Origin of the sequence: Geomonas subterranea (assembly GCF_019063845.1) — a bacterium.
GTDB lineage: Bacteria > Desulfobacterota > Desulfuromonadia > Geobacterales > Geobacteraceae > Geomonas > Geomonas subterranea.
The window spans coordinates 1,661,287-1,680,547 of the sequence record NZ_CP077683.1; the positions used below are offsets into that span (position 1 = coordinate 1,661,287).

The 19,261-nt window shown below is 58.7% G+C and carries 17 protein-coding genes; all 17 read right to left on the reverse strand.

What is annotated here, in order from left to right:
* Positions 1-8: 8 nt before the first annotated feature.
* The 17 genes from KP001_RS07150 to KP001_RS07230 all read right to left on the reverse strand — a co-directional run bounded on the left by KP001_RS07150 (position 9) and on the right by KP001_RS07230 (position 19,083).
* Positions 9-1,586, reverse strand: coding sequence for a hypothetical protein (locus tag KP001_RS07150; protein WP_217288845.1), 1,578 nt, complete (start codon positions 1,584-1,586; stop codon positions 9-11).
* Positions 1,587-1,635: 49 nt separating this feature from the next.
* Positions 1,636-2,268, reverse strand: a complete 633-nt coding sequence (locus tag KP001_RS07155) for a class I SAM-dependent methyltransferase (protein WP_239027977.1) — start codon at positions 2,266-2,268, stop codon at positions 1,636-1,638.
* A gap of 2 nt (positions 2,269-2,270) precedes the next feature.
* Positions 2,271-3,284: a glycosyltransferase gene (locus KP001_RS07160; RefSeq protein ID WP_217288847.1), complete on the reverse strand. Its 1,014-nt coding sequence runs from the start codon at positions 3,282-3,284 to the stop codon at positions 2,271-2,273.
* Complete coding sequence (locus KP001_RS07165; protein ID WP_217288848.1) at positions 3,281-4,885, reverse strand: hypothetical protein; 1,605 nt, start codon at positions 4,883-4,885, stop codon at positions 3,281-3,283. Before KP001_RS07165 ends, KP001_RS07160 begins: the two co-directional genes overlap by 4 nt.
* A gap of 246 nt (positions 4,886-5,131) precedes the next feature.
* Positions 5,132-5,473 carry a DUF192 domain-containing protein gene (locus KP001_RS07170; RefSeq protein WP_217288849.1) on the reverse strand — a complete coding sequence of 114 codons (342 nt, stop codon included), beginning with the start codon at positions 5,471-5,473 and terminating at the stop codon, positions 5,132-5,134.
* Positions 5,474-6,079 carry an outer membrane beta-barrel protein gene (locus KP001_RS07175; protein WP_217288850.1) on the reverse strand — a complete coding sequence of 202 codons (606 nt, stop codon included), beginning with the start codon at positions 6,077-6,079 and terminating at the stop codon, positions 5,474-5,476. It lies immediately after the preceding gene.
* A 74-nt stretch (positions 6,080-6,153) separates the two neighbouring features.
* Positions 6,154-8,052: an Ig-like domain-containing protein gene (locus KP001_RS07180; RefSeq protein WP_217288851.1), complete on the reverse strand. Its 1,899-nt coding sequence runs from the start codon at positions 8,050-8,052 to the stop codon at positions 6,154-6,156.
* Positions 8,053-8,208: 156 nt separating this feature from the next.
* Complete coding sequence (locus KP001_RS07185; protein ID WP_217288852.1) at positions 8,209-9,120, reverse strand: type II secretion system F family protein; 912 nt, start codon at positions 9,118-9,120, stop codon at positions 8,209-8,211.
* Between the two features lie 9 nt (positions 9,121-9,129).
* Positions 9,130-10,092 carry a type II secretion system F family protein gene (locus tag KP001_RS07190; protein WP_217288853.1) on the reverse strand — a complete coding sequence of 321 codons (963 nt, stop codon included), beginning with the start codon at positions 10,090-10,092 and terminating at the stop codon, positions 9,130-9,132.
* 14 nt (positions 10,093-10,106) lie between these two features.
* A complete protein-coding gene (locus KP001_RS07195; protein WP_217288854.1) occupies positions 10,107-11,408 on the reverse strand; it encodes a TadA family conjugal transfer-associated ATPase in 1,302 nt (433 codons plus the stop codon).
* 91 nt (positions 11,409-11,499) lie between these two features.
* Entirely contained in the window at positions 11,500-12,624 is a 1,125-nt protein-coding gene (locus KP001_RS07200) for a CpaE/TadZ family protein (RefSeq protein WP_217288855.1), read from the reverse strand.
* 33 nt (positions 12,625-12,657) lie between these two features.
* The gene (locus KP001_RS07205) at positions 12,658-13,710 is read right to left on the reverse strand and encodes a pilus assembly protein TadG-related protein (protein ID WP_217288856.1); all 1,053 of its coding nucleotides are present in this window, start codon (positions 13,708-13,710) and stop codon (positions 12,658-12,660) included.
* On the reverse strand, positions 13,689-15,092 hold the full coding sequence (locus KP001_RS07210) for a type II and III secretion system protein family protein (protein ID WP_239027925.1): 1,404 nt from the start codon (positions 15,090-15,092) through the stop codon (positions 13,689-13,691). The genes KP001_RS07205 and KP001_RS07210 overlap by 22 nt, the downstream gene beginning before the upstream one ends.
* 87 nt (positions 15,093-15,179) lie before the next feature.
* Positions 15,180-16,100 carry a Flp pilus assembly protein CpaB gene (gene cpaB / locus KP001_RS07215; RefSeq protein WP_217288858.1) on the reverse strand — a complete coding sequence of 307 codons (921 nt, stop codon included), beginning with the start codon at positions 16,098-16,100 and terminating at the stop codon, positions 15,180-15,182.
* Between the two features lie 24 nt (positions 16,101-16,124).
* Complete coding sequence (locus KP001_RS07220; RefSeq protein ID WP_217288859.1) at positions 16,125-16,601, reverse strand: TadE/TadG family type IV pilus assembly protein; 477 nt, start codon at positions 16,599-16,601, stop codon at positions 16,125-16,127.
* A gap of 190 nt (positions 16,602-16,791) precedes the next feature.
* Positions 16,792-16,989: a Flp family type IVb pilin gene (locus KP001_RS07225; RefSeq protein ID WP_239027926.1), complete on the reverse strand. Its 198-nt coding sequence runs from the start codon at positions 16,987-16,989 to the stop codon at positions 16,792-16,794.
* Between the two features lie 627 nt (positions 16,990-17,616).
* Positions 17,617-19,083 carry a sigma-54 interaction domain-containing protein gene (locus tag KP001_RS07230; RefSeq protein WP_217288860.1) on the reverse strand — a complete coding sequence of 489 codons (1,467 nt, stop codon included), beginning with the start codon at positions 19,081-19,083 and terminating at the stop codon, positions 17,617-17,619.
* Positions 19,084-19,261 lie beyond the last annotated feature (178 nt).

The following is a 19,261-nucleotide window of genomic DNA, read 5'->3' on the forward strand; positions in this document are numbered from 1 at the left end:
CTTTCGGTTCAGGCCTTGTCCTTCTTGTCGTCCTGGACCACTGGCCGCACGTTCGGGTACCTATCCAGGAGATACTTGTATTCGGGGATGTTCCTGACGAAGATGTTGGTCACCTTGTCCGCGTAGATCAGCTTCCAGTTCCCGTCTATGAGCAGGTGGCGCGCAAGCGGCGTGTCCGCAGGGAAAATGATCCACGATATCCGGTATTTTCCCAGTACCTTTTCCCACCCCTGCTTGAAGTTGGTTACGCGGAAATATTCCTTGAGACGATCGGCGCCGTACATGTCCAGCCTGCCGTCGATAAACACCTTGTACGCCGGCGCGGCCGCGTAGATCATGCAGTCGCCGAACTCGTCGTTGTTGAACATGTTGCCGGATATCTTCTCTCTTTTCAGGAAATCGATGGCGGCCATCGGCTTGATTTTCGGGTCGAACTGGAAATGGACCCGCCCGGATTCCGCCAGGAACAGCACCGCCGCGATGGCGACGAGCGGCCAGACGTACCCGGTCGTGCAGGAATCGATGCGGGATATGTTGCGCGACCTCTCCTTGAAGAAGCGCGCCAAGCCGGAATCAGAATCCCTGAGCGCCTGGTTGAGCCTCTTGGTCACGACCGGGGCGACGATGATGCCGAAAAGAGGTATGTAGCGCGCCGAAAAGAGGGCCATGTGGGTGAAGAGGATGATGAGGATTATCTCGATGACGTTCAACTTGTACCTGGAAAGCCCGACCGTGGCGAGCAGCAGGAAAATGAGCAGTTCGAAGTACTTTATGTAGTACTCGTGGAAGTTGGGGGAGAGAAATTCGGAGACGCCGTCCATGAGGTCCTTGGACGAGGTGAGTTGGAACGGGAACAGGAGGATGTGGAACCCGTAGGGGTTGATGACACTGACGGCGATGCAGGCCGCGATGGCGATTGCGAGGCCGCGCAGTTTGCGCAGGCTCACCACTCTCCCCTTCCCCCGCTGCCTCAATGCATCGACGCAGTTACCAAGGAGATACGCGCCCAGGAGGATGAAGCCGCCCATGAAACCGCCATGGAGGTTCGCCCAGAGGATCATGATCACGGGGAGCAGATAGAGGAGGTTCCTTTCCTGATACTGGTACAGGTCCAATATGTAGTACCACGCCACCATGATGACCAGCGAGAAGATGTGCGGTCTGGCGAGCCAGTGCAACTGCGAGGCGCCGCTCACCAGGATGACCACGAGAAGTGAAACCAGGATATCGCTGTCCCCTCTGTGAATGATCTTGAAGAGCAGGAACGAGGAAAGCGCTATGAAGAAGGCGAAGAAGATGACGACGCCTGTGAGCCCGAAGCCCCTGTGCACCAGCGCCATGATGATCTCGGAGAGCCATTCGTGGGCGGTCCAGGGAAGCGGCGGGGAGAGGAAGGAAAACATGTCGTGGCGTGGGATGCTTAGCGTGTCGAGTATGTAGTCACCCACGCGGATATGGTATCCGGTGTCGCCGTCGTTGAGCAGCTTCTGCCCCGAATAGAGCGCAATCAGGAGGAAGATGGCGATGAAGAGGAAATCGCCGATGGAGGGAATCAGTATGGTCTTTTTGTTTTCAGGCTCGCTCAATCGATACCACCTTTAGCAGTACTCATCACAGGAAATCAAATTCCCCCCGTCACGCGGCGACGGCCCGGATCAGCATCTGTTTGCCCAACGGCTTGAAGGGAGACATGAGATACAGGCGAATCAACAACGGAGAAACAGGCAAAACCGACTTTATGGTCAGCGGCAGAAACCGCGGCGCGCAGTGAATCACCCTGAAGCCGTAACAGGAGAGGAAGTCGCTCAGGCTGCGGTCGGAATACACGGTCCTATGGCTGAAGTCGTCGAAGTATTCCCGGTAGGCGAACCGGTAGTTGGGCTGCAGGATGTTGAGGCTACCACCGGGAGCGAGCTTGTCGCGTAGTTGCGCCAGCGTTTGTGACAATTCGTCCTGGGTCAGGTGCTCGAAGAGGTTGCTGGCGAGGACGAAGTCGACGCAGTGATCCGGCACACCCCCCAGGTTGGTGGTGCTGGCGATTATGGGCTCCACACCGGGAGCGGCGTGCGCCGGCATCCCTTCCCAGAGGTCGAGGGCGATGCGACGTGCGCAGCGGATGTGGTTGATGAAATGGCAGTACCCTGCCCCCAGTTCCAGCACGCAGGCTCCCTCCTGGATCAGGGGCTGGAAGTACGCATCGCACAGCGTTTTCCAGAGCAGGTCCCTGCGCTCATCGTAAGGGAGGCGTATCTCGTGGTAGTTCTTCATGGTCACTGCCGTTTTCTCCATCCCAGTACGATGCCGAGTATCATCCGGCTGCCGACCTTAAGGGCCTTCCAGTTGCTGGAATTGCCCCCCTTGCTGAAACCGACCCGGTTGTGAAAGGTTATCGGGCACTCCACCACGGCAAGGCCACGCGCAAGCGCCGTGTCCAGGAGATGGGCGTTGAACTCCAAGTTTATCGAGGGGTTCAGGCTGGGCAACAGGCGCTCCAGCGGCCGGTTCCGGCAGAGTTTGTAGGTGGTCCCGACATCGGTGAAGGTGCCGCGTCCCAGGTGTTTCACCTCGAGGAGTTTCCCCGCGAAGAAATTGCCGTAGTACATGAAGGTGCTCAACTGGGTGCGCTGCTCCCGCAGTTGCTCGCTGATGCGCGTGCCGTTGACCAGGTCCGCGTGCGGCAGGTAGGCCAGGAACTTGTCGATGTCGTAAGCCCGGAAAGTCATGTCCCCTTCGCACAAGAGGGTAAGCTCGGTATCGGTGTAACGAAGCCCCTCGCGCAAGGCGCGATAGACGCAGCTGCCATATCCCGGCACTGGTTCGTGCACCACGAAAGCGCCGGCTTTTCGGGCCACCTCCGAAGTGCGATCGCTGCTGTTGTTGTCCACCACCACGACGCGCCGCACCAGCGGGTGCGCTGCGAAGTCCTCCACCGCGCTCCCTATGCTCAACTCGTCGTTGAAGGCGGTCAGAACCACCGTAAGGCTCTGCTCTTTGGAGGGGGCCCAACGTACGACCCGGTTGCCGCGCTTGTAAGGGAGCAGGACGAAGAGGTCGCACAGGATGAGGATCAGGCCGGCGACGACCGGCATGCCGCTGTACCAGACGATCCTGTCCACCACCCAGAGCAACTGGCCGTCCGCCTGCAGCAGCAGTCTGAAGAAGCCGAGCAGCACACCGGTCAGGTAGACGCCCAGCCCGAGGCCTGCGATAAGGAGGCCGTAGAGGAAGGCGGGGAACCTGGCGAGCCCCGGGGCAACGGTGGCGGAGGAGCTGATCTCAGTCATTTGCGCCTGTAGAGGTACCACTGGTTGGACTCGGCAGCGAGCCGGAAACGGGCTTGCAGCGCCGGCGTGTAGATTCTCATCAGCCCCGCGTTCATTCGCCCAGGCGCCGCGGGCCGCTTCGGCACCATGACGATGTCGGTATCGCCGAAAAACTTCGCGTCGGAGGGGCGGTGGCTGTCGCTGAAGGTGTAATTGTAAGCGATGGCCGCCATGCCTCCCTTGGGAGCAGGCCGTCCCAGGGCGTAGGGAAAAGGATTCATCATGTCCATGGTCAGGACCTTTTCCGACGGAGCGGAACGTTGCCGCAGCAAAAGGGTCCCGTCATTGACCGACTCGACGTATGCGTGGCCGTTGCTGTCAGGCTCAGCCTCGTCGTCGTAAAGGAGCATCTCCTTGAGGCGCGGCTCGATGAATCGTGTCACCGACGCGACCCCTGAGGGGTGCGCCTTCTGCATGACGCCATAGGCGAGCCCGGTTGCCTGGCTGCAGAAGGAAACAAGGATGAAAACCGTTCCGATGAGGACGGTACTCTTGACGCCGACAGAGGACCGCCTTGCCTCACCGCCGGGGTTATTCCGGCTCCAGGCGCCGAGGTCGATGACCACCCACAGGGAGTAGATCGCGGTAAGCGGCAGTTCCGAGTACTGCTGGTTGCTGCACAAAAGCAGCATGTCGACCGCGAAGACGAAGCAGCCCAGCAGAACGCCGGCAAGGCGGCGAGTTCCCGTGCCCTCGCCCTTCGCACGGGCACTCTGAATGGTCAACAGGAGCACGAACAAAAGGGAGAGCGCGTTGAGGGTGAACTTCCGGAACACCTCTGCGTAACTGAAGCTTTTGGACCGTGCGCCGGCGGCGATGTCGAGGTCCCGCAAAATGGCACCTATATCGAACTGGAGGTATGCCAAAAAAGCGAGACTCACCAGGCAGAATCCGGCGGCGATGCCGGCCAGGCGCCGCTTGTCGAAAGGCTTCCACAAAAAGGAGGCACCGATGAGAAGAACCGCGGCAGCGAAGTAGTTGGCCTTTAGGAACAGGCAGAGAGCAGTGACCGCGCCGGTGGAAAGTCCGCCGAGCAGCCGGTCCCTGTCCGGCAGGCCGCTGCCCCCCAGGAAAGCCTCGATCATCAGCAAGCCGAGCAGCGCGTAGCCGTAGCGGTTGTAGAACATGGCGTGGCTCGAGTTGAGCGCCCCCCACCCCAGGGAGTACGGGGAGACCACCAGTAGCGCCAGGTAGAGGCAGAGCAGGAACCGCGGCGCAGCCGGCACCGTGTCGCGGCAGAGACGGTAGCCCCAGATGCCCACGGCGAAGGCGAACATCGCGTTGCCGTACCCGATGGCGTCGACGGAGTAGCGCGAGGCCGCCAGTCCGGCTGCCACCACCAGGAAGGAGAGCGGGCCCCAGGGGCTGGTGTAGTCGAGGTGGGGGCGCTGCCCCGTGACCACCCGCCACCCGTTGTCGAGCAGGAAAAATATGTCGTGTCCGAACTTGCGGGTGGGAACGGCGCCGGTGTAGACCGCAGCCGCGCAGATGCCGACCAGGAAGAGCAGAAACAACAACAGGTGGCGGTTGTCGCCGCGAGAGGCGCTGCTGGAACGATTCATAGAGATCAATGTTCACCGCCAATGTGGCGCAATAACTACATCGATAAATTGTTTCTTGAAGTCATAACCTTCCCCCGCATACGTCCAGCTCCCCTCTCCCTCTGGGAGAGGACCAGGGTGAGGGCGTTGCCAATGTCACCATAATCGCAGCCGGCAGATCCCTCACCCGCCCTTCGGTCACCCTCTCCCTGAGGGAGAGGGTGACAAACGCGCCACGGCGGGCAGGCCCGTAAAGGGGAAGGGCATTCACGCAATCTCGATCTTGTTGCCGATGACGGTAACGGTGGCGTCCAGTGTGCCGGCGGGGAGTTCGAGCACGCTGGACGCCTTGGGGTGGAAACCGGACACGCGGTTGGGAGCGAGCGTAGTGGCGACCGCCACGACCCGCTGCTCCCCGTCCAGGAAGGCGACGTCGATGGGGAATTTCATGCCGAAGGTATGAACGCTGTTGCAGGGCCTGATCCACAGTCCCTGTCCCCGCGGCAGCTCCTTTTTGCCGAGCAGCCCCTTGAGCCTGGTCACAAAGGTATCCGCGACCGAGACGGCCCGGGCCAGCTCCATCCCCGATGTGACGTCGACCGCCCTCATCTAATCCAAGATCTTTTCCGGCAGGAACAGGCGGATGCCGACCGTGCCGACGAAACTGTTGGGGTTGTACTCCTGCGGCGTGGTCTTGATGTTTCCGGCCGGGGCGAAGATCCCTTTCAGTTCAGCGGTCAGAGCGATGCCCCTGGTGGCGAAATAATCGATACCTGCACTGACATGCCCGCCGGTGGTCCATTCAAGGCCGTACCTGCGGTCGCCGAGGTTTTTGAATTTGCCCTTGATGAAATCGACTCCGGCTCCGAGGTAAGGGACCAGGGGCTGCTCCGGGGTAAAACGGTACTGAAGCCCAAGTGAGATATCGGTCAAGGTCGCCTCCCCCACCTTCCCGCCTGCCGCCTGGACATTGAGGGTCGGGGCGTGCGTGATGTCGAGTTCGGCGGCGACGTTCTTGCCAATGCCGTAGATCACGCCTCCGCCAGCGGCAAGGCCGGTGTTGGTATCGTCGACCCCGGTGATGAAGTCATCCTGCACCGGCATAAGGAAGCCGACCTTGCCGGTCAGGCCGATCCTGCCGTCGATGTCGGCCGCAATGGCGGGCCCTGCTGTTAGAGTTGAAATAAAAACCATCAAGAAGATAACTCTGCGCATCATGCCTCCTCGAATTTGTATATGGCAAGGACCGTCGCAACCGATTGCAGGTCCAGGATCGAACTGACGCCGGCCTACGGGGCCTTTGCTTGCGTGATGGTGACGTTAAACCCGCCGTAACTAAGTAGTTGAACGCCATCCGCAGTGGTAGCCGTGGCCTGATAGATCACAGATTCAGTATTGGTTAACCCTGGGCCTGGTGCCCCTAGACTTACATTACAGGTGAATATCCCCATTCCATGATCATCCGTCGTCACCTTTATTTTCTTTTGATAATCGGCGGGAACGGAATAAACGACCGGGTCCCCCGGAAGGGGTGGAACCAGTTCAATTCTCGTATCGGGGTTTCTACCTGTGTTGGAGATCCCTAGATATACGTCAAGTCGGGGCAGCGGGATGCCGTTATTGTCGAGTACCTGGAAAGGCACTAGTTGTTTAAAGGTCGCACCTAAAGCATCAGCCGCAATAGTCCCAGAAAGAGTGTTGAGGTTGCCATTTGGATCAGTCGTGGGGGCCAAAGTAAGGAAGTTTATCACGTAGCTGTTCTGCCGGATGATGTCGATGGTATGGTAGGCAGTCACTTCCTTATCGTTAACCGTCGTGGTTGACTTAACGATTATGCTCGAGCTTGTTGGAGCCGCATCCGACCTGAGGCGGCACACGGCATTGCCTATTGAATCGGTATTAACGGTCAAAGTTTCCTGGACAATGCCAGATGGATCCCGGATGGTGGCTGAACCGCCGACGACGCTGAAGGTGACCGGGTTGTTCTGCACCGGTTTCGGTGGGGACTGCATGTCCGTGACGGTTGCGGTCAAGATGACGTCGCCGCTGATACCTACCGTCTGCTTGTCGCTGGCAAGCGTCATCTTGATAATGGACGCGGAGAACGGCTGCGTCGTGATCTGAACCGGTGCGACCGCGGTAACCACGGTGCCGTCGATGGTAGCGGTAGCCTGCAGAATGACGGCAGAGGTGGAAGCAGGGTTGAGGGCGCGGACGCGGGCAATCCCCTTGCCAACCGAGTCCGTGACGGCGGTGGGGGTGATTATCGCGGCTTCCCCCGAGGCGACGCTGAAGGTTACTGTCTCACCGCCTACTGGCTTGGCGCCGGAATCTTTCAACAGCACCGTGACGTAAAATTCCTCGTTGTTGTCCACTACCTGCTTGCTGGGAGCCATGGTCATGGTGTAGCTGACCGTGGAGGTGGTTGTCGGCACCACCTGGAACGGAATGTTGGCCACCACCTGGGCCCCGCCAACCGTCGCGGTTGCTTCGACGATGACGTTCGATACCACGGTTGAATTGCCGGCTTTGACTATTGACGTGGCCTGGCCGTTGGAATCCGTGACGGAATTCGCGATCTCCATCGATGCCTGTCCCGCGGTCACCCGGAAAGCGACCGGGAGGTTGGCGATGGGGTTGTTGGAGCCGTCTTTGGCCGTGGCGACAACGACCTGATCCTGGTTGGGGCTGACCGTCAGCGAGGTCATGCTGAGGGACAGTCTGGTGCTGTTCAGGTTGGCGTCGGCCGGGGAAACCTGAAAGTTGCCGTAGCCGGTAACGCTATTGTTGATGACGGCCGAGGCGCCCTGCACGATGACGTTGGTGGTGACGGCGGTGGCAGTCGTCCTGATAAAGGCCAGGGCGATACCGTTGGAATCGGTCTTGGCCGAGGTGGTCACGACCGTTGCGGGACCGGCGGTGATGGAGAAATTCACCGTCTGGTTGGCTACCGGGTTGCTAGAGGCGTCCTTCAGCGAGGCCGTCACTATCATCTGCTCGTTGGCAAATGCCGACGATTTTCCTGGAATGAGGGTCAGGCTGAAGGGGGGGGTACCGGTCGTCGCCCCGCCGACGGTCCCGCCGGAATTGAACGGGTCGGCGTTGCCGCTGGAACTTGAGCCACATCCGGCCAGCCCAAGCATCAACACCGGTAATAATATCAAAGCCAACTTCCAAAAATATCGCATGCCCCCTCCTCATATTGAACGAGCTGATATCAACGTGTTTTACTACTTCTTGCAGAGCCTCGAATAAACGAGAGCCAGTTCCACTGCGATGATCATCAAAAGAGCGCTGTTTAAATCGAAGTGCATGACCGTTCCTCCTTTTAGTTATGCTGCATGCTATTTCAAAAGGGTCTTGCTGATCTGAACATAGGCCGGCCCCAGGATGACCACCAAAAGCGCAGGGAAGACGAACACAACCAAAGGAAAGATCATCTTGATTGTGGTCTTGGCGGCGGCCTCCTCGGCCAACTGCCTTCTCTTGGTGCGCAGGGTCTCGGCATGAACGGAAAGGGCCTGGCTCAGGCTGGTGCCGAACCTCTCGGTCTGGGACAGCATGGTGACGAACGACTTCACGTCGTCCACCATGGTCCTCTCAGCCATGTCCTTCAGCGACTGAATGCGCGGCTTCCCCGCCCTGGTCTCCATGCTCGCCGTCTTGATTTCCTTGGCGAGGGGGTCGTTGGCGAACTGGGGGACCTCCGTAGTCTTGATGAGTGCCGCGTCCATGCTGAGCCCGGCGTTGACGCAGACAGTCAAGAGATCGAGGATGTCAGGAAGAGTATGAAATATCTGCAGCCTCCGCTCGTTGTACTGGTGAGAGAGCCAGTAACTGGGCGCCAGATAGCCGATGATCGCCAGCATAAGCGTCACGAGGAGCAAAAGCCGGTTCAACTCCACCCCCTTCAGCATGACGTAAAACAGCACGAAGACGCCGGGCAAGAGGATGGTGAGCAGGATCTTGGCCCCAAAGAACACGTAGACGCTCTCCCGCTTGTAACCGGCGGCGACCAGAAGCCTCATGTACTTCCCCTGTTCCTTGGATGACAGTTTGAGCGACTTGCCCAACTGCCCCAACTGGTCGTACCATTTAGGCGATTCCGCGACCAGTTCGACCTTGCTTACTTCCTGCACTTCCAACTTCTCGAGCCTCGTCTGCACCATGCTGCGTCGCGCCAGGTACGGATAAATGGCGGCTACGGTGAGGAGCACGATGGCTAAGAACACGGCTGCTGTTATTGCGAGAACCATGGCCGCCCCCTATATCCTGATCCTGATAATCTTCCTGATGACCAGGAAGCCGAGGATCTGCAGAACCACTGCGAGAGAAAGGACGTACAGCCCCTCGACCTCTTTGTAGAGAAGCGACTCGTACTTGGGATTAAGGATGTTGAACACGACGAAGGTGAAGGCCGGCAAAACGCCAAGCACGTATCCCGTCATACGCCCCTGGGCGGTGTAAACGCGCACCTGCCTGCGTATCTTGAGTCTCTCCCGGATGGTCGCGGCCAGATTCTCGAGAATATCTGAGAGGTTACCGCCGACGTCGTTGTTTATGGAAATGGCGGTGGTGAAGAATCTGAGGTCGAGGCTTTCAACCCTCTCGTTCAGGTTGTTCAGAGTCTCCGTGATCCTCAAGCCAAGCAACTGCTGTTCGTAAGCGGTCTTGAAAAGCTCCCCGACCGGGTCCTGGATCTCCTCCCCGACCAGCTGAATCGCACTGGTAAAGGAGTGTCCGGCGCGCAGTGAACGCGAAATCATGGTTAGGGCGTCAGGAAAAAGTTCCGTGAACTTCTCCAGTCGCTGTCGGATCTTGAAGGAAAGATAGGCGAAAGGGAGCAGCGATATCGCCACGGCCACGGCCAGTGCGATGAGAAACGACTTGAACAGCAGCACGACGACGATGAAGCCGACCACGGTTACCGCCGCGGCGAGCATGAGAAAACGGGACGCTGTCAGGTCGAGTCCGGCGTGGTCGAGCTTCTTGTCCAGGTCCCGGGTCAGGGGGAGCGTGGCAAGAATCCGGTCAAGCGGCGGTATCTCTCTGATTATCTCCGCCCGCAGGTCTTCCGGCATTCCCTGCGCGTCGTTATCCCGGGCCAGACGCTGCAGACGCCTTTTGAGCTCGTACTTTGGGGAGGCCGTTACCGAGGTGACCCCGAAGTACAGCGCCAGGAACAGGAAGAAAACGGCCAGGAAAGTGACGATGATGATGGGTAGCATCGAATTATCCGCCTCTAGTTCTCGAAAATGCCCTGGGGAAGTTCAAAGCCGTAGACCCTGAAGCGCTCGGCGAAGGTAGGCCTCACCCCGGTGGCCCTGTAGGTGCCGACGACCCTGCCATCCTTGTCGATGCCTTTCTGGTCGAAGACGAAGACGTCGTGCATGACGATGGTGTTCCCCTCCATACCGGTGATCTCCGAGAGCTTGACGACCTTCCTGGTCCCGTCCGAGAACCGGACCAGTTGGACAACGACGTTCAGAGCCGCGGCCACCTGCTCGCGGATGGCGCGCTCCGGCAGGTCCATGCCCGCCATCAGCACCATGGTTTCGATACGCGCCAGCGCGTCACGGGTAGTGTTGGCGTGAACGGTGGAGATGGAGCCGTCATGACCGGTATTCATGGCCTGGAGCATGTCCAGCGCCTCGCCGCCGCGGATCTCGCCCAGGATGATCCGGTCGGGGCGCATCCTGAGGGCGTTGCGCACCAGGTCGCGCTGGGTCACTTCCCCCCTCCCCTCGATGTTGGGAGGGCGGGTCTCCAGGCGCACCACGTGTTCCTGCTTGAGATGCAGCTCGGCGGAGTCCTCGATGGTGACCACGCGCTCGTCATGGGGTATGTACTCGGATAGCACGTTCAGCATCGTAGTCTTACCAGTGCCGGTACCGCCCGAAACCAGGATGTTGAGCCTGGTGCGGACCGCCCCTTCCAGGAGCTTCTCCATGCGGGGGTCCAGGGTGCCAAGGTTTATCAGGTCACTCATCTTGAGCGGGTCCTGTCCGAAACGCCGGATGGAAAGCACCGGCCCGTCCAGGGCAAGAGGCGGGATGATGGCATTGACGCGGGAGCCATCGGGAAGCCTAGCGTCGACGTAGGGCGATGACTCGTCGATGCGCCTCCCCACCTTGGAAACGATCCTTTCGATGATCTGCAAGAGGTGCGCGTTGTCCTTGAAGCAGACGTCGCTCTTGACCAGCTTGCCGAAGCGCTCCACGTAAACCTGGGAGCACTTGTTCACCAGGATGTCGGAAATGTGGGGGTCCGCCAACAGGGGCTCCAAAGGTCCCAGGCCGAAGGTCTCGTGCTGGATCTCCACGACCAGGCGGTCCCGCTCGAACTGGTTTAAGGGCACCCCTTCCTCGATGATCAGGTTCTCGATGACGAAACCGATCTCACGGTTGAGTTCGTTGGCGCCCAGAAGATCGAGCTTGGCCAGGTCGAGGCGCTCTATCAGCCGCCGATGGATGCGGCTTTTCAGGTCCTGGAAGAATTCCTGGTCGTTGATTATCCCCGGCATCTGAAATGGGTTATTCGGCATGGGTCAGACCTCTCGAACGCGGGCGGGGCGGCTGTGACAGCTGGGTGTCCGCCCCGTTGGCCCGTTTTTACGGATGGGCCTCCCGCTGGGATTATGGTTTTGCCACCAGTTCGGCCAGATTGAGAATCGCCTTACTGACGGTGGAACCCGGGGAGAACTTAACGACCGGCATCCCCTTGTTGATTGAATTGACCACCTCGACGTAATCGTTGGGAATGGTCTGGAACACGGCATGCCCCAGCACCTTCTCGGCATCCTTGATCTGGATGTCGGCCTTGGGGAGGTAGCGGTTCACGACCAGCTTCAAACGGTCCTTGCGCAACCCCTTTCTTTCCATGGCGGTGAGGTAGCGCTTGCTGTTTTTGAGGGCGGGAAGGCTCAGGGCGGTGGTGAACAGGATCAGGTCCGATGACTCGAAGATGGCCATGTTGCACCCGGCGAGCGGCCCCCCGCAGTCGACCACGACGTAGGTGAACACACTTCTTAGAAAGGAGAGGATGCGGTGCACCTGGTCGGGAGTGATGGAGATGGCGTCGTCGACCTCGTTGGGCTCGGTCAGCACGAACGGGCCGGAAGGGTGACGCGTCATGACCGTCATCAGGAAGTTGGCGTCGAGACGGTCAATGTTGCTGGTGACGCTGCTAAGGGTGTACGTCGGGTTGACGTCGAGGAAGGTGCTGATGTCACCCGAGTAGAGGTTCAGGTCCACCAACGCCACCTTGACCCCCTCGGAGGCGAGACTGGCAGCCAGGTTGACCGCGACCGTGGTGGTACCCATCCCACCGGTGGGGTAGTAGACGGAAATGATCTTGGCCCGGGAAGCCTCCTCGGTCTTGGAGAAGATGAAGCGCCCCACCTTCTGCAGGGCAAGTTTCAACTCGTCCTGGGTCAGGGGGCGCAGCATGTATTCCACGGCTCCAGCACGCATGAGGGAGAGGATCCAGTCGGAACTCTTCTCCGAAGAGCTGACGATCACCGAGGTCCTGGGGAACTTGGAGGTGATATGCTGCACCTCCTGCATGCCGCGCTGAATGTCATTCACCTCGAGGATGACCACGTTGGGAGAGCTCTTCTCAATGATCCTCAGGCCGGCGCTGAAGTTGTCCACCGAGCCGACTATGCTGATCGTCTCGGCAAACGGCTTCAGCGTCGCCTCGATTGACTCCCGGGCGGAAGCTTCGCTGTCGATGATGGCTAGACTGATATGTGGAGGCATAGGTGTTCTCTTCCCTTATGTTATCCGATGCTTTTATTTCACCAGGGTGGCTTTACCACCAAGGAAACTGGCAGTGGAGCACCCCTGGCAGTCTATTCTTTGAATCTCGGCGTAAGCCTCCCCCCCCCCGGCTGTAGTTTTCACATTAATGATATCGACCTCGGCATACTCGACCAGCTTGGTGAAGCTCTCCCCCCAGGAAACGGAGGAGGGGCAGACCTCGAATATGGGCACCAGGATGGTCCATATCTTGGTACTGGGATCTCTGGCGGCCAGGTAGGCATCGTGCAGGATATCGATGGTCTTACCTAAGCCATTGTTGGTCCATAGGGTCTCGCCGCAAAGCCCCAGCGGGATTTCGTGGTCGGGGTCGTTGATGAGCTTGGCAACGGTGCCGTTGGGGCCGAGTTCGGTGGCTTTCGAGCTGGCGGAAAACTCGGTCCAGCCCACCGTGTACAGCGGGTTGGAAACCCCGGCCGGGTCCACAGCCTTGGTCTGGTTGAAGTACACCTTGAATGGCAAGGTGGTGACTCCGCACAGGCTCTGGCAGAGAACGATAGGGGCCGAGGGCTTTGGGGGCCTGCAGGCGATCGCTTCGGCCCTGGCTGCCATGGTGTCCCAGTTCATCACCTGGGCGAAGAAGGTGTCCACCGGCTTGTTGTCCGTGCTGATCCCGGTCCCCGCCTCTGAGGTCCTGCGCGTCATGACCTTGACTGCGTTGGCGACCTTGCCGAAGGGGACCACGGGGAGCAGTTTCTTCGTCTTCTTGTCCCAGTACCCCACCACTATGTCGCCGTTTGCGCTGTTGGTGGTGTTAAGGTCGACTTTCGCCGTTTCGCCGGCGGCCTTGTTGCGCTCAGTGAACTGCTTCGCAGTCTGCCGGGCGACCGTGACGTTGGGCAGTTGCGATACCCCCGCGAGGGCTCCGGAATCGGCGGCGTTTTGCAGCTGCCCCTTGGTCAGGTACATGTGCCCCATGTCGACTGCGAGACCGACAAAGGCAAACAGGACCAGGACCATCAGCGCGATGTAGACCAGAGCGAAACCCTTCTGGTCGGCTCTTACTATTTTCCTAAAGGCATCCATGACAGTTCCTTCTCCTGCTCAGGAGTAAGCTTCTTGTCAGTCGGCAGTTCGGTCTTTCCCCCCGGCACTGTTGGCTTCACGAGTTTGGGCGTGATGAAGAACACAAGTTCCTTCTCGGTGATGTCTTTGCTGCTGGAACGAAACAGCGCCCCCAGGATCGGGATGTCGCCTAGCAGGGGGATCTTGGACATGTTCCTGACCTCATCCTCCTGCAACAACCCCGCGAGGATCAGGCTTTCGCCGTCTCTCAGTTCCACGCTGGTTTCGACCGTCCTGGAATCGATGATGGGGTAGCCATTGACGGGGAGGAAACCCTGGATACTGCTGACCTCGGCAGGATTGATCTTCAGGGAGATCATGCCGTTTTCCAGCACCTCGGGCTTGAACTTCAGTTTTATGCCGATCGGCTCGTACCTGATGCTGGTGGTGGCCTGACCGTTGGTGCTCTCGATGATGGCGATGGGTACCTTGCTCCCCGCCAGGAAGTTCCCTTCCTGCGAGCTCTTGACCAGAAGGTTCGGTTCGGCAAGCACCTTGGCGAGCCCCTTCGAGCTCAGCGCCTGCAGAACCGAGGAGATGCCGGCGGGAAAATAGGACACGCCGGCCTGGTAGGTATCCAAGGTGGCGAAGTTGCCTATGCCGGTCCCCACCCCGGTGGCCTTGCCGTCCGGTCCGCCGATCACGTTGGAGAACCCCTCGGCGGTGTTCCCCTTGACCAGAAAGCTTATGCCGAGCTTCTTCAGGGATGTCTTGTCCACCTGGGCGACCTTCACCTGCAAAAGCACCTGCTGGGGCTCGTTCACCGTGATGTTGTTGATGACCTTGGCGGAGAAGGCCTTGGCGAGTTCCTGGGCCTTGGTCCTGGTCTGGTCGTTGGCGACGTTGCCCGAGAGCACCACGGTGTCATTGGCGTACTGGACGTCGATGGTGTCCTTGGGCGCCATCTCCCTGATCTGGCCCTGGATGGTCTCGCGGTCACCGACTACTCTCAGGTCGAAAAAGGTCGCGACCGGGCGTTCGTCCCCCTCCCCCTTGGTCCAGATGATCATGCTGGTACTGCCGATGTTGATGCCGTCCAGTTTCAGCACGTATTCCGAGAGGACCTCGGGCACCACGAACTTGTTGGTGTTCCCGGTATCGGTCTCAGAGCTCCGCTTCCTCGCCGCCCCGGCCGGTATCACGTTGGAGGGGTCGGCGGTGCCAGGCTTCCCCGCGGCGACCGTCTCTTCGACATCCTTTTCCTTGGCCTCCTTTTTGGTATTGGCGAGGGTCACCAGCACGATCTTCTTGTTCTGACTCTTGAAGTCGACCAGGATGCTCTTGTAAAGTCCTACCTCCAGGGGTACGCCCGCGTTGGCAGCGGTCACACATGCACAGGTCACTAACAGCGCCCAAACCAGCAACTGCACTTGTTTTTTAAGGACGATTATCATCAAAGCACCTCATTCATGAGCTATCTGTCAGCCGGTCTATTGAAGAACGAATTCCTTGGTGGTGCGCACCCCGCCGTCTATGAGGGTCACCGTGTGGCTTGAGCGCGCGGCAGGCGCGGGCGCCTGGGCCTTGGGAGCCGCAGCGACGCGCTGCTTTTTCACCGCCGGGCGCTTCGCCACGGGCTTGGCCGGTTTGGGCGCGGGAGCAGGTTCAGGCGCCGCGACGGTCGGCTGGGGCGTACCCGCGAGGACCTTGGCGATGGTCGCGCCTTTGCCATCGGTTGGCTTGGAATCCGCTATGTTCCTTAGCAGCAATTGCAGCGTTCCCCTGCTTGCGCCGAGGACAAGCCGCTCCGAGTCGTCCGGGGTAACGTCGAGGGTGACGGTAGGGACCACGACCGGTTTTCCTTCCTTTTGTTCGGTGATCTGGCCGGTGGCGAGGACGGGGACGTTCTGCAGGATGATCTTGCTGATTTTCTCGTTCTGGACGCCCGGGATGGGGGTGGTGAGCACGATGTCGACACGGTCGTTGGGGGTGATGAAGCCCGCCACGCCGGCAACTTCGTTGACGGCGACGGTCACCGCGCGGTGTCCAAGCGGGATGATGTAGGTCAGGAAACCGGCCCCCTGCCCCCCCGCTTTCGGCTTGAGCTTCTGCTCGGTCACCGCGTCCCCCTTGGAAATGGCGCGGATGGCGACGCGGCCCACCAGGGGTTTGGCATCAAGCGCGCTGCCCGGCGGGATACTGTCCTTGGGCCAGGAGGTCACCTTGAGCTGAGGCTCGCTGATCGTGGTGCCGGTGGGGATTTCGCTGGCGGCAACGACGATCTTCTGTGGCTGCACCGCCTTGGTCTTGTCCATCTCCCCTTGCAGGTAGTGGAAGGTGAGCCAGGCTGCAATTCCTGCAAATACCAGAGCAAGAATCGCCACTACGATCACTGCCTTGGGTCGAGTCATAGCACCTCCTGAAGTAAACCAAAACTATTCATAACGCATCGAAGCTTCGGCCTTGATCCGGTTGGTAATGGGAATGAGTATGGGAAGCACCGCCTCGAACTTGTCCCAGGTCAACGTGATGCTGACGCTGTCACCGGAACTGAGGCCTGCGGGGGTTGCCAGATCGGTATAAACGATGTCAACAACGACCTCGTTTTTGGGGATGCCGTTGAAGAGCGAGTTGCAAATGCTGCGGTACACAGCCCCGTTAGACGCTGCGTATTCGCTGTCGGTACAACTCATGGTATGGGTGACGCCGGTGGCAGCCATGCCGTCGGGGTGCAGCGCAGCGTCGAACTTGGGGGTCACGGCCGCGGCACGGGCACCCGCCCGGGCGGCATTGTTGATCGTGTTTTTGAGGTAGAGAAAACGGCCGAACTCAAAAAGCCCCATGATCAGCAGTATCAATAGGGGGAGTACTATTGCAGTCTCAACAAGTGCCTGTCCTTTTTGGTCTTTCATTATTTTTCCCTAAACTATTTTGTCATTGCCTATGACACTATTGGTATTCTTTTATACAAAGTAACACAGTTGTCAAGCAATCTAATACAAAAAAAGGAGAATCTTAATTCTAAAAGATTAACAATCTTTCAGCAAAAAGATTCTCCCTATACCTAAATAAGGATTGCTACCCCAACATTAAGAGAACAGCTTACTGCGCCAAAGCGGAGTTAACGGTATTGAAGGCTTCAGACGTCTTCCCCCCCAAGGCCGTCATTATGACGATACACACGATGGCGATCAGAACCAGGATGAGAGCGTACTCCACCAAACCTTGACCCTTCTGGCTTTTCAAGTTTTGAACGCCGGCAAGCAGATGCAGGTAAACCATTTTGATCCAGTCACTCATAACACGTCTCCTTTTGTAATTAAGATCCGCCCAGCGTCAGGCAAAGGCGGCGCTGCAGAATCATTTACCGGCGTTTTGCACGCTGGAGTTTACAGTCTCATAGGTGTTATTGAGCTGCTGACCAAAGGCCACCAACATGGCGAAGATCACCATGGCTATCAAAACCAGCAACAGCGCGTACTCAACCAGCCCCTGCCCACTGCAGTCGGCAAGTCGCGAACGAATTCCAATTAAACACTTATTACCTATTACCATAGATGACCACAATTGAACCAGGGCAAGATGGGGATACCACATTTAATGACAATGTATAGTTCGTTATTAAGTATTGTCAACAATAGCCCTAACACTAAATTATTATTGTTTTGTAATTTTTTGTTTAAATATTATTTTACGTTAATTTAATCACAGTGACGTGGTTGTCCAGACAGTAATCGTCCAGCACAATGCGTGCCGCGCACCTCACTATGAGAGAAAATTCGTGATTTTATACTGATTACTGTTTCTTAGCGGCTGCGACGCGAGGGAGGGAGGACGGCATGGACCGGTGGTTGAGGGGTTACATGTAAACAATGTGTAAAACGCCCTGTAAAGGAAGTGTAAAGCGGCGTAAGCATAGAGGTGGGGTTACTTCATGTCGTCCCTGCTGATCCCGTGCTTCTTGATCAGGGCGTACATGCTGGGACGGCTGATCTGCATCTGGCGGGCGGCCTTGGCGATGACGTAGCCGTTTTGCTCCAGCACCTTGATGACGTAATCCCGCTGGGCCGAAGCCGGCTTCGGTTCGGGGTCCGGGACCACGGCGGGATCGACCTGGTCGAGCTCCATGCACTCCGGGTCTATCACCCTCCCCGATGCCATCAGGAAGCCGCGCCGCACCTTGTTTTCCAGCTCCCTCACGTTGCCCGGCCATGGATGTCTGCGGATGGCCTCCAGGGCCTCCTCGGAAAACTCCATGAACCTGTTTTCGTTGCGGGAGAATTTCTCCAGGAAGTACGTGGCCAGACGAACCTTGTCGTCTCCCCGTTCCCGCAGGGGCGGCAGCTTGATGGTGAAGGAGTTGAGCCTGTAGAAGAGGTCGGTGCGGAACCGTCCCTGCGCCATCGACAACTGCAGGTCGCAGTTGGTGGCCGCGACGATCCTCACGTCTATCTTTTTTGAGAGCGCCGACCCAACCGGCTGCACCAGCCTGTCCTCGAGAAAGCGCAAAAGCTTCGCCTGCAGGGTGGCCGGCAGGTCCCCGATCTCGTCGAGAAAGAGCGTGCCGCCGTCGGCGGACTCGAACTTCCCCTTTTTGGTCGCGTAGGCCCCGGTGAAGGCCCCCTTCTCATACCCGAACAGCTCGGCCTCCAGCAGGGTCTCGGGGATGGCCGCGCAGTTCACGGCGACGAAGGGGCCGTCCCTGCGGCCGCTCAGGGTGTGCAAGGAACGGGCGGTCACTTCCTTGCCGGTCCCGCTCTCCCCCAAAAGGAGTACGCTCATCTCGGTGGGCGCCACCTTCCTCAGCATGGAGAACACGGTCAGCATCCCCGGGGAGGTCCCTATGAACTCGCGGTCAGGGGAGCGGTGCTGGATCTTCAAGAGTTTGGAATCGACGAAGTGGATGATCTTCTGGATGTGCTCCAGGTTGAGGCGGCTCAGGCGGATGTTGAGACGTTGGGCGAAGGTGTTCTCGATGTGCCGTTCGAGGTAGTTCTTCTTGGAGAAGTTGAGGTAGAGGTTGCAATTGTCGCACGACCCTTCGCGCGAGTCGTCGGGGTGGCCGCAATAAGGGCAGGAAGAGGTCGGGGGGAGGTGGTCCCTGATGTGCTCCCACAGGGCCTGCATCGTGTTCTGGTCGGAGTAGTAGAGACGGATGGCGGAGCCCCCCTTCCCCTGGCGCACCAGCTTGGCCAAAAGTTCGACCTCGCCGGTCCCGGGAAGGACGGGCCTGATGGCGAACAGCTCGCTCAGCTGGGTGGAAAGCCCGACGACGAGGGCGCCGCTGAGACTCAGCTCCCTGATGGTCACCCGCTCTTCCAGCGTGTCCTCCCTGGCAAGGTAGCACACCGTCGAGTCGAGATGCGTCCGCACCCTGACATCAAGCCTGCCCATGTTCCCCCCTGAGTGCCATCAGCGACTTAACTGGACTCTTTAGTTAAAACATGACAATATTCTAGCGAATCAGAAAGTATTAGACAAGGATAATCTCTGTCACAACATCCGTGCAGTTTCTTTACATACCGTATTTTTGAGGTAAATCTTACCACGAAGCCGCGCATATGACAGTCAT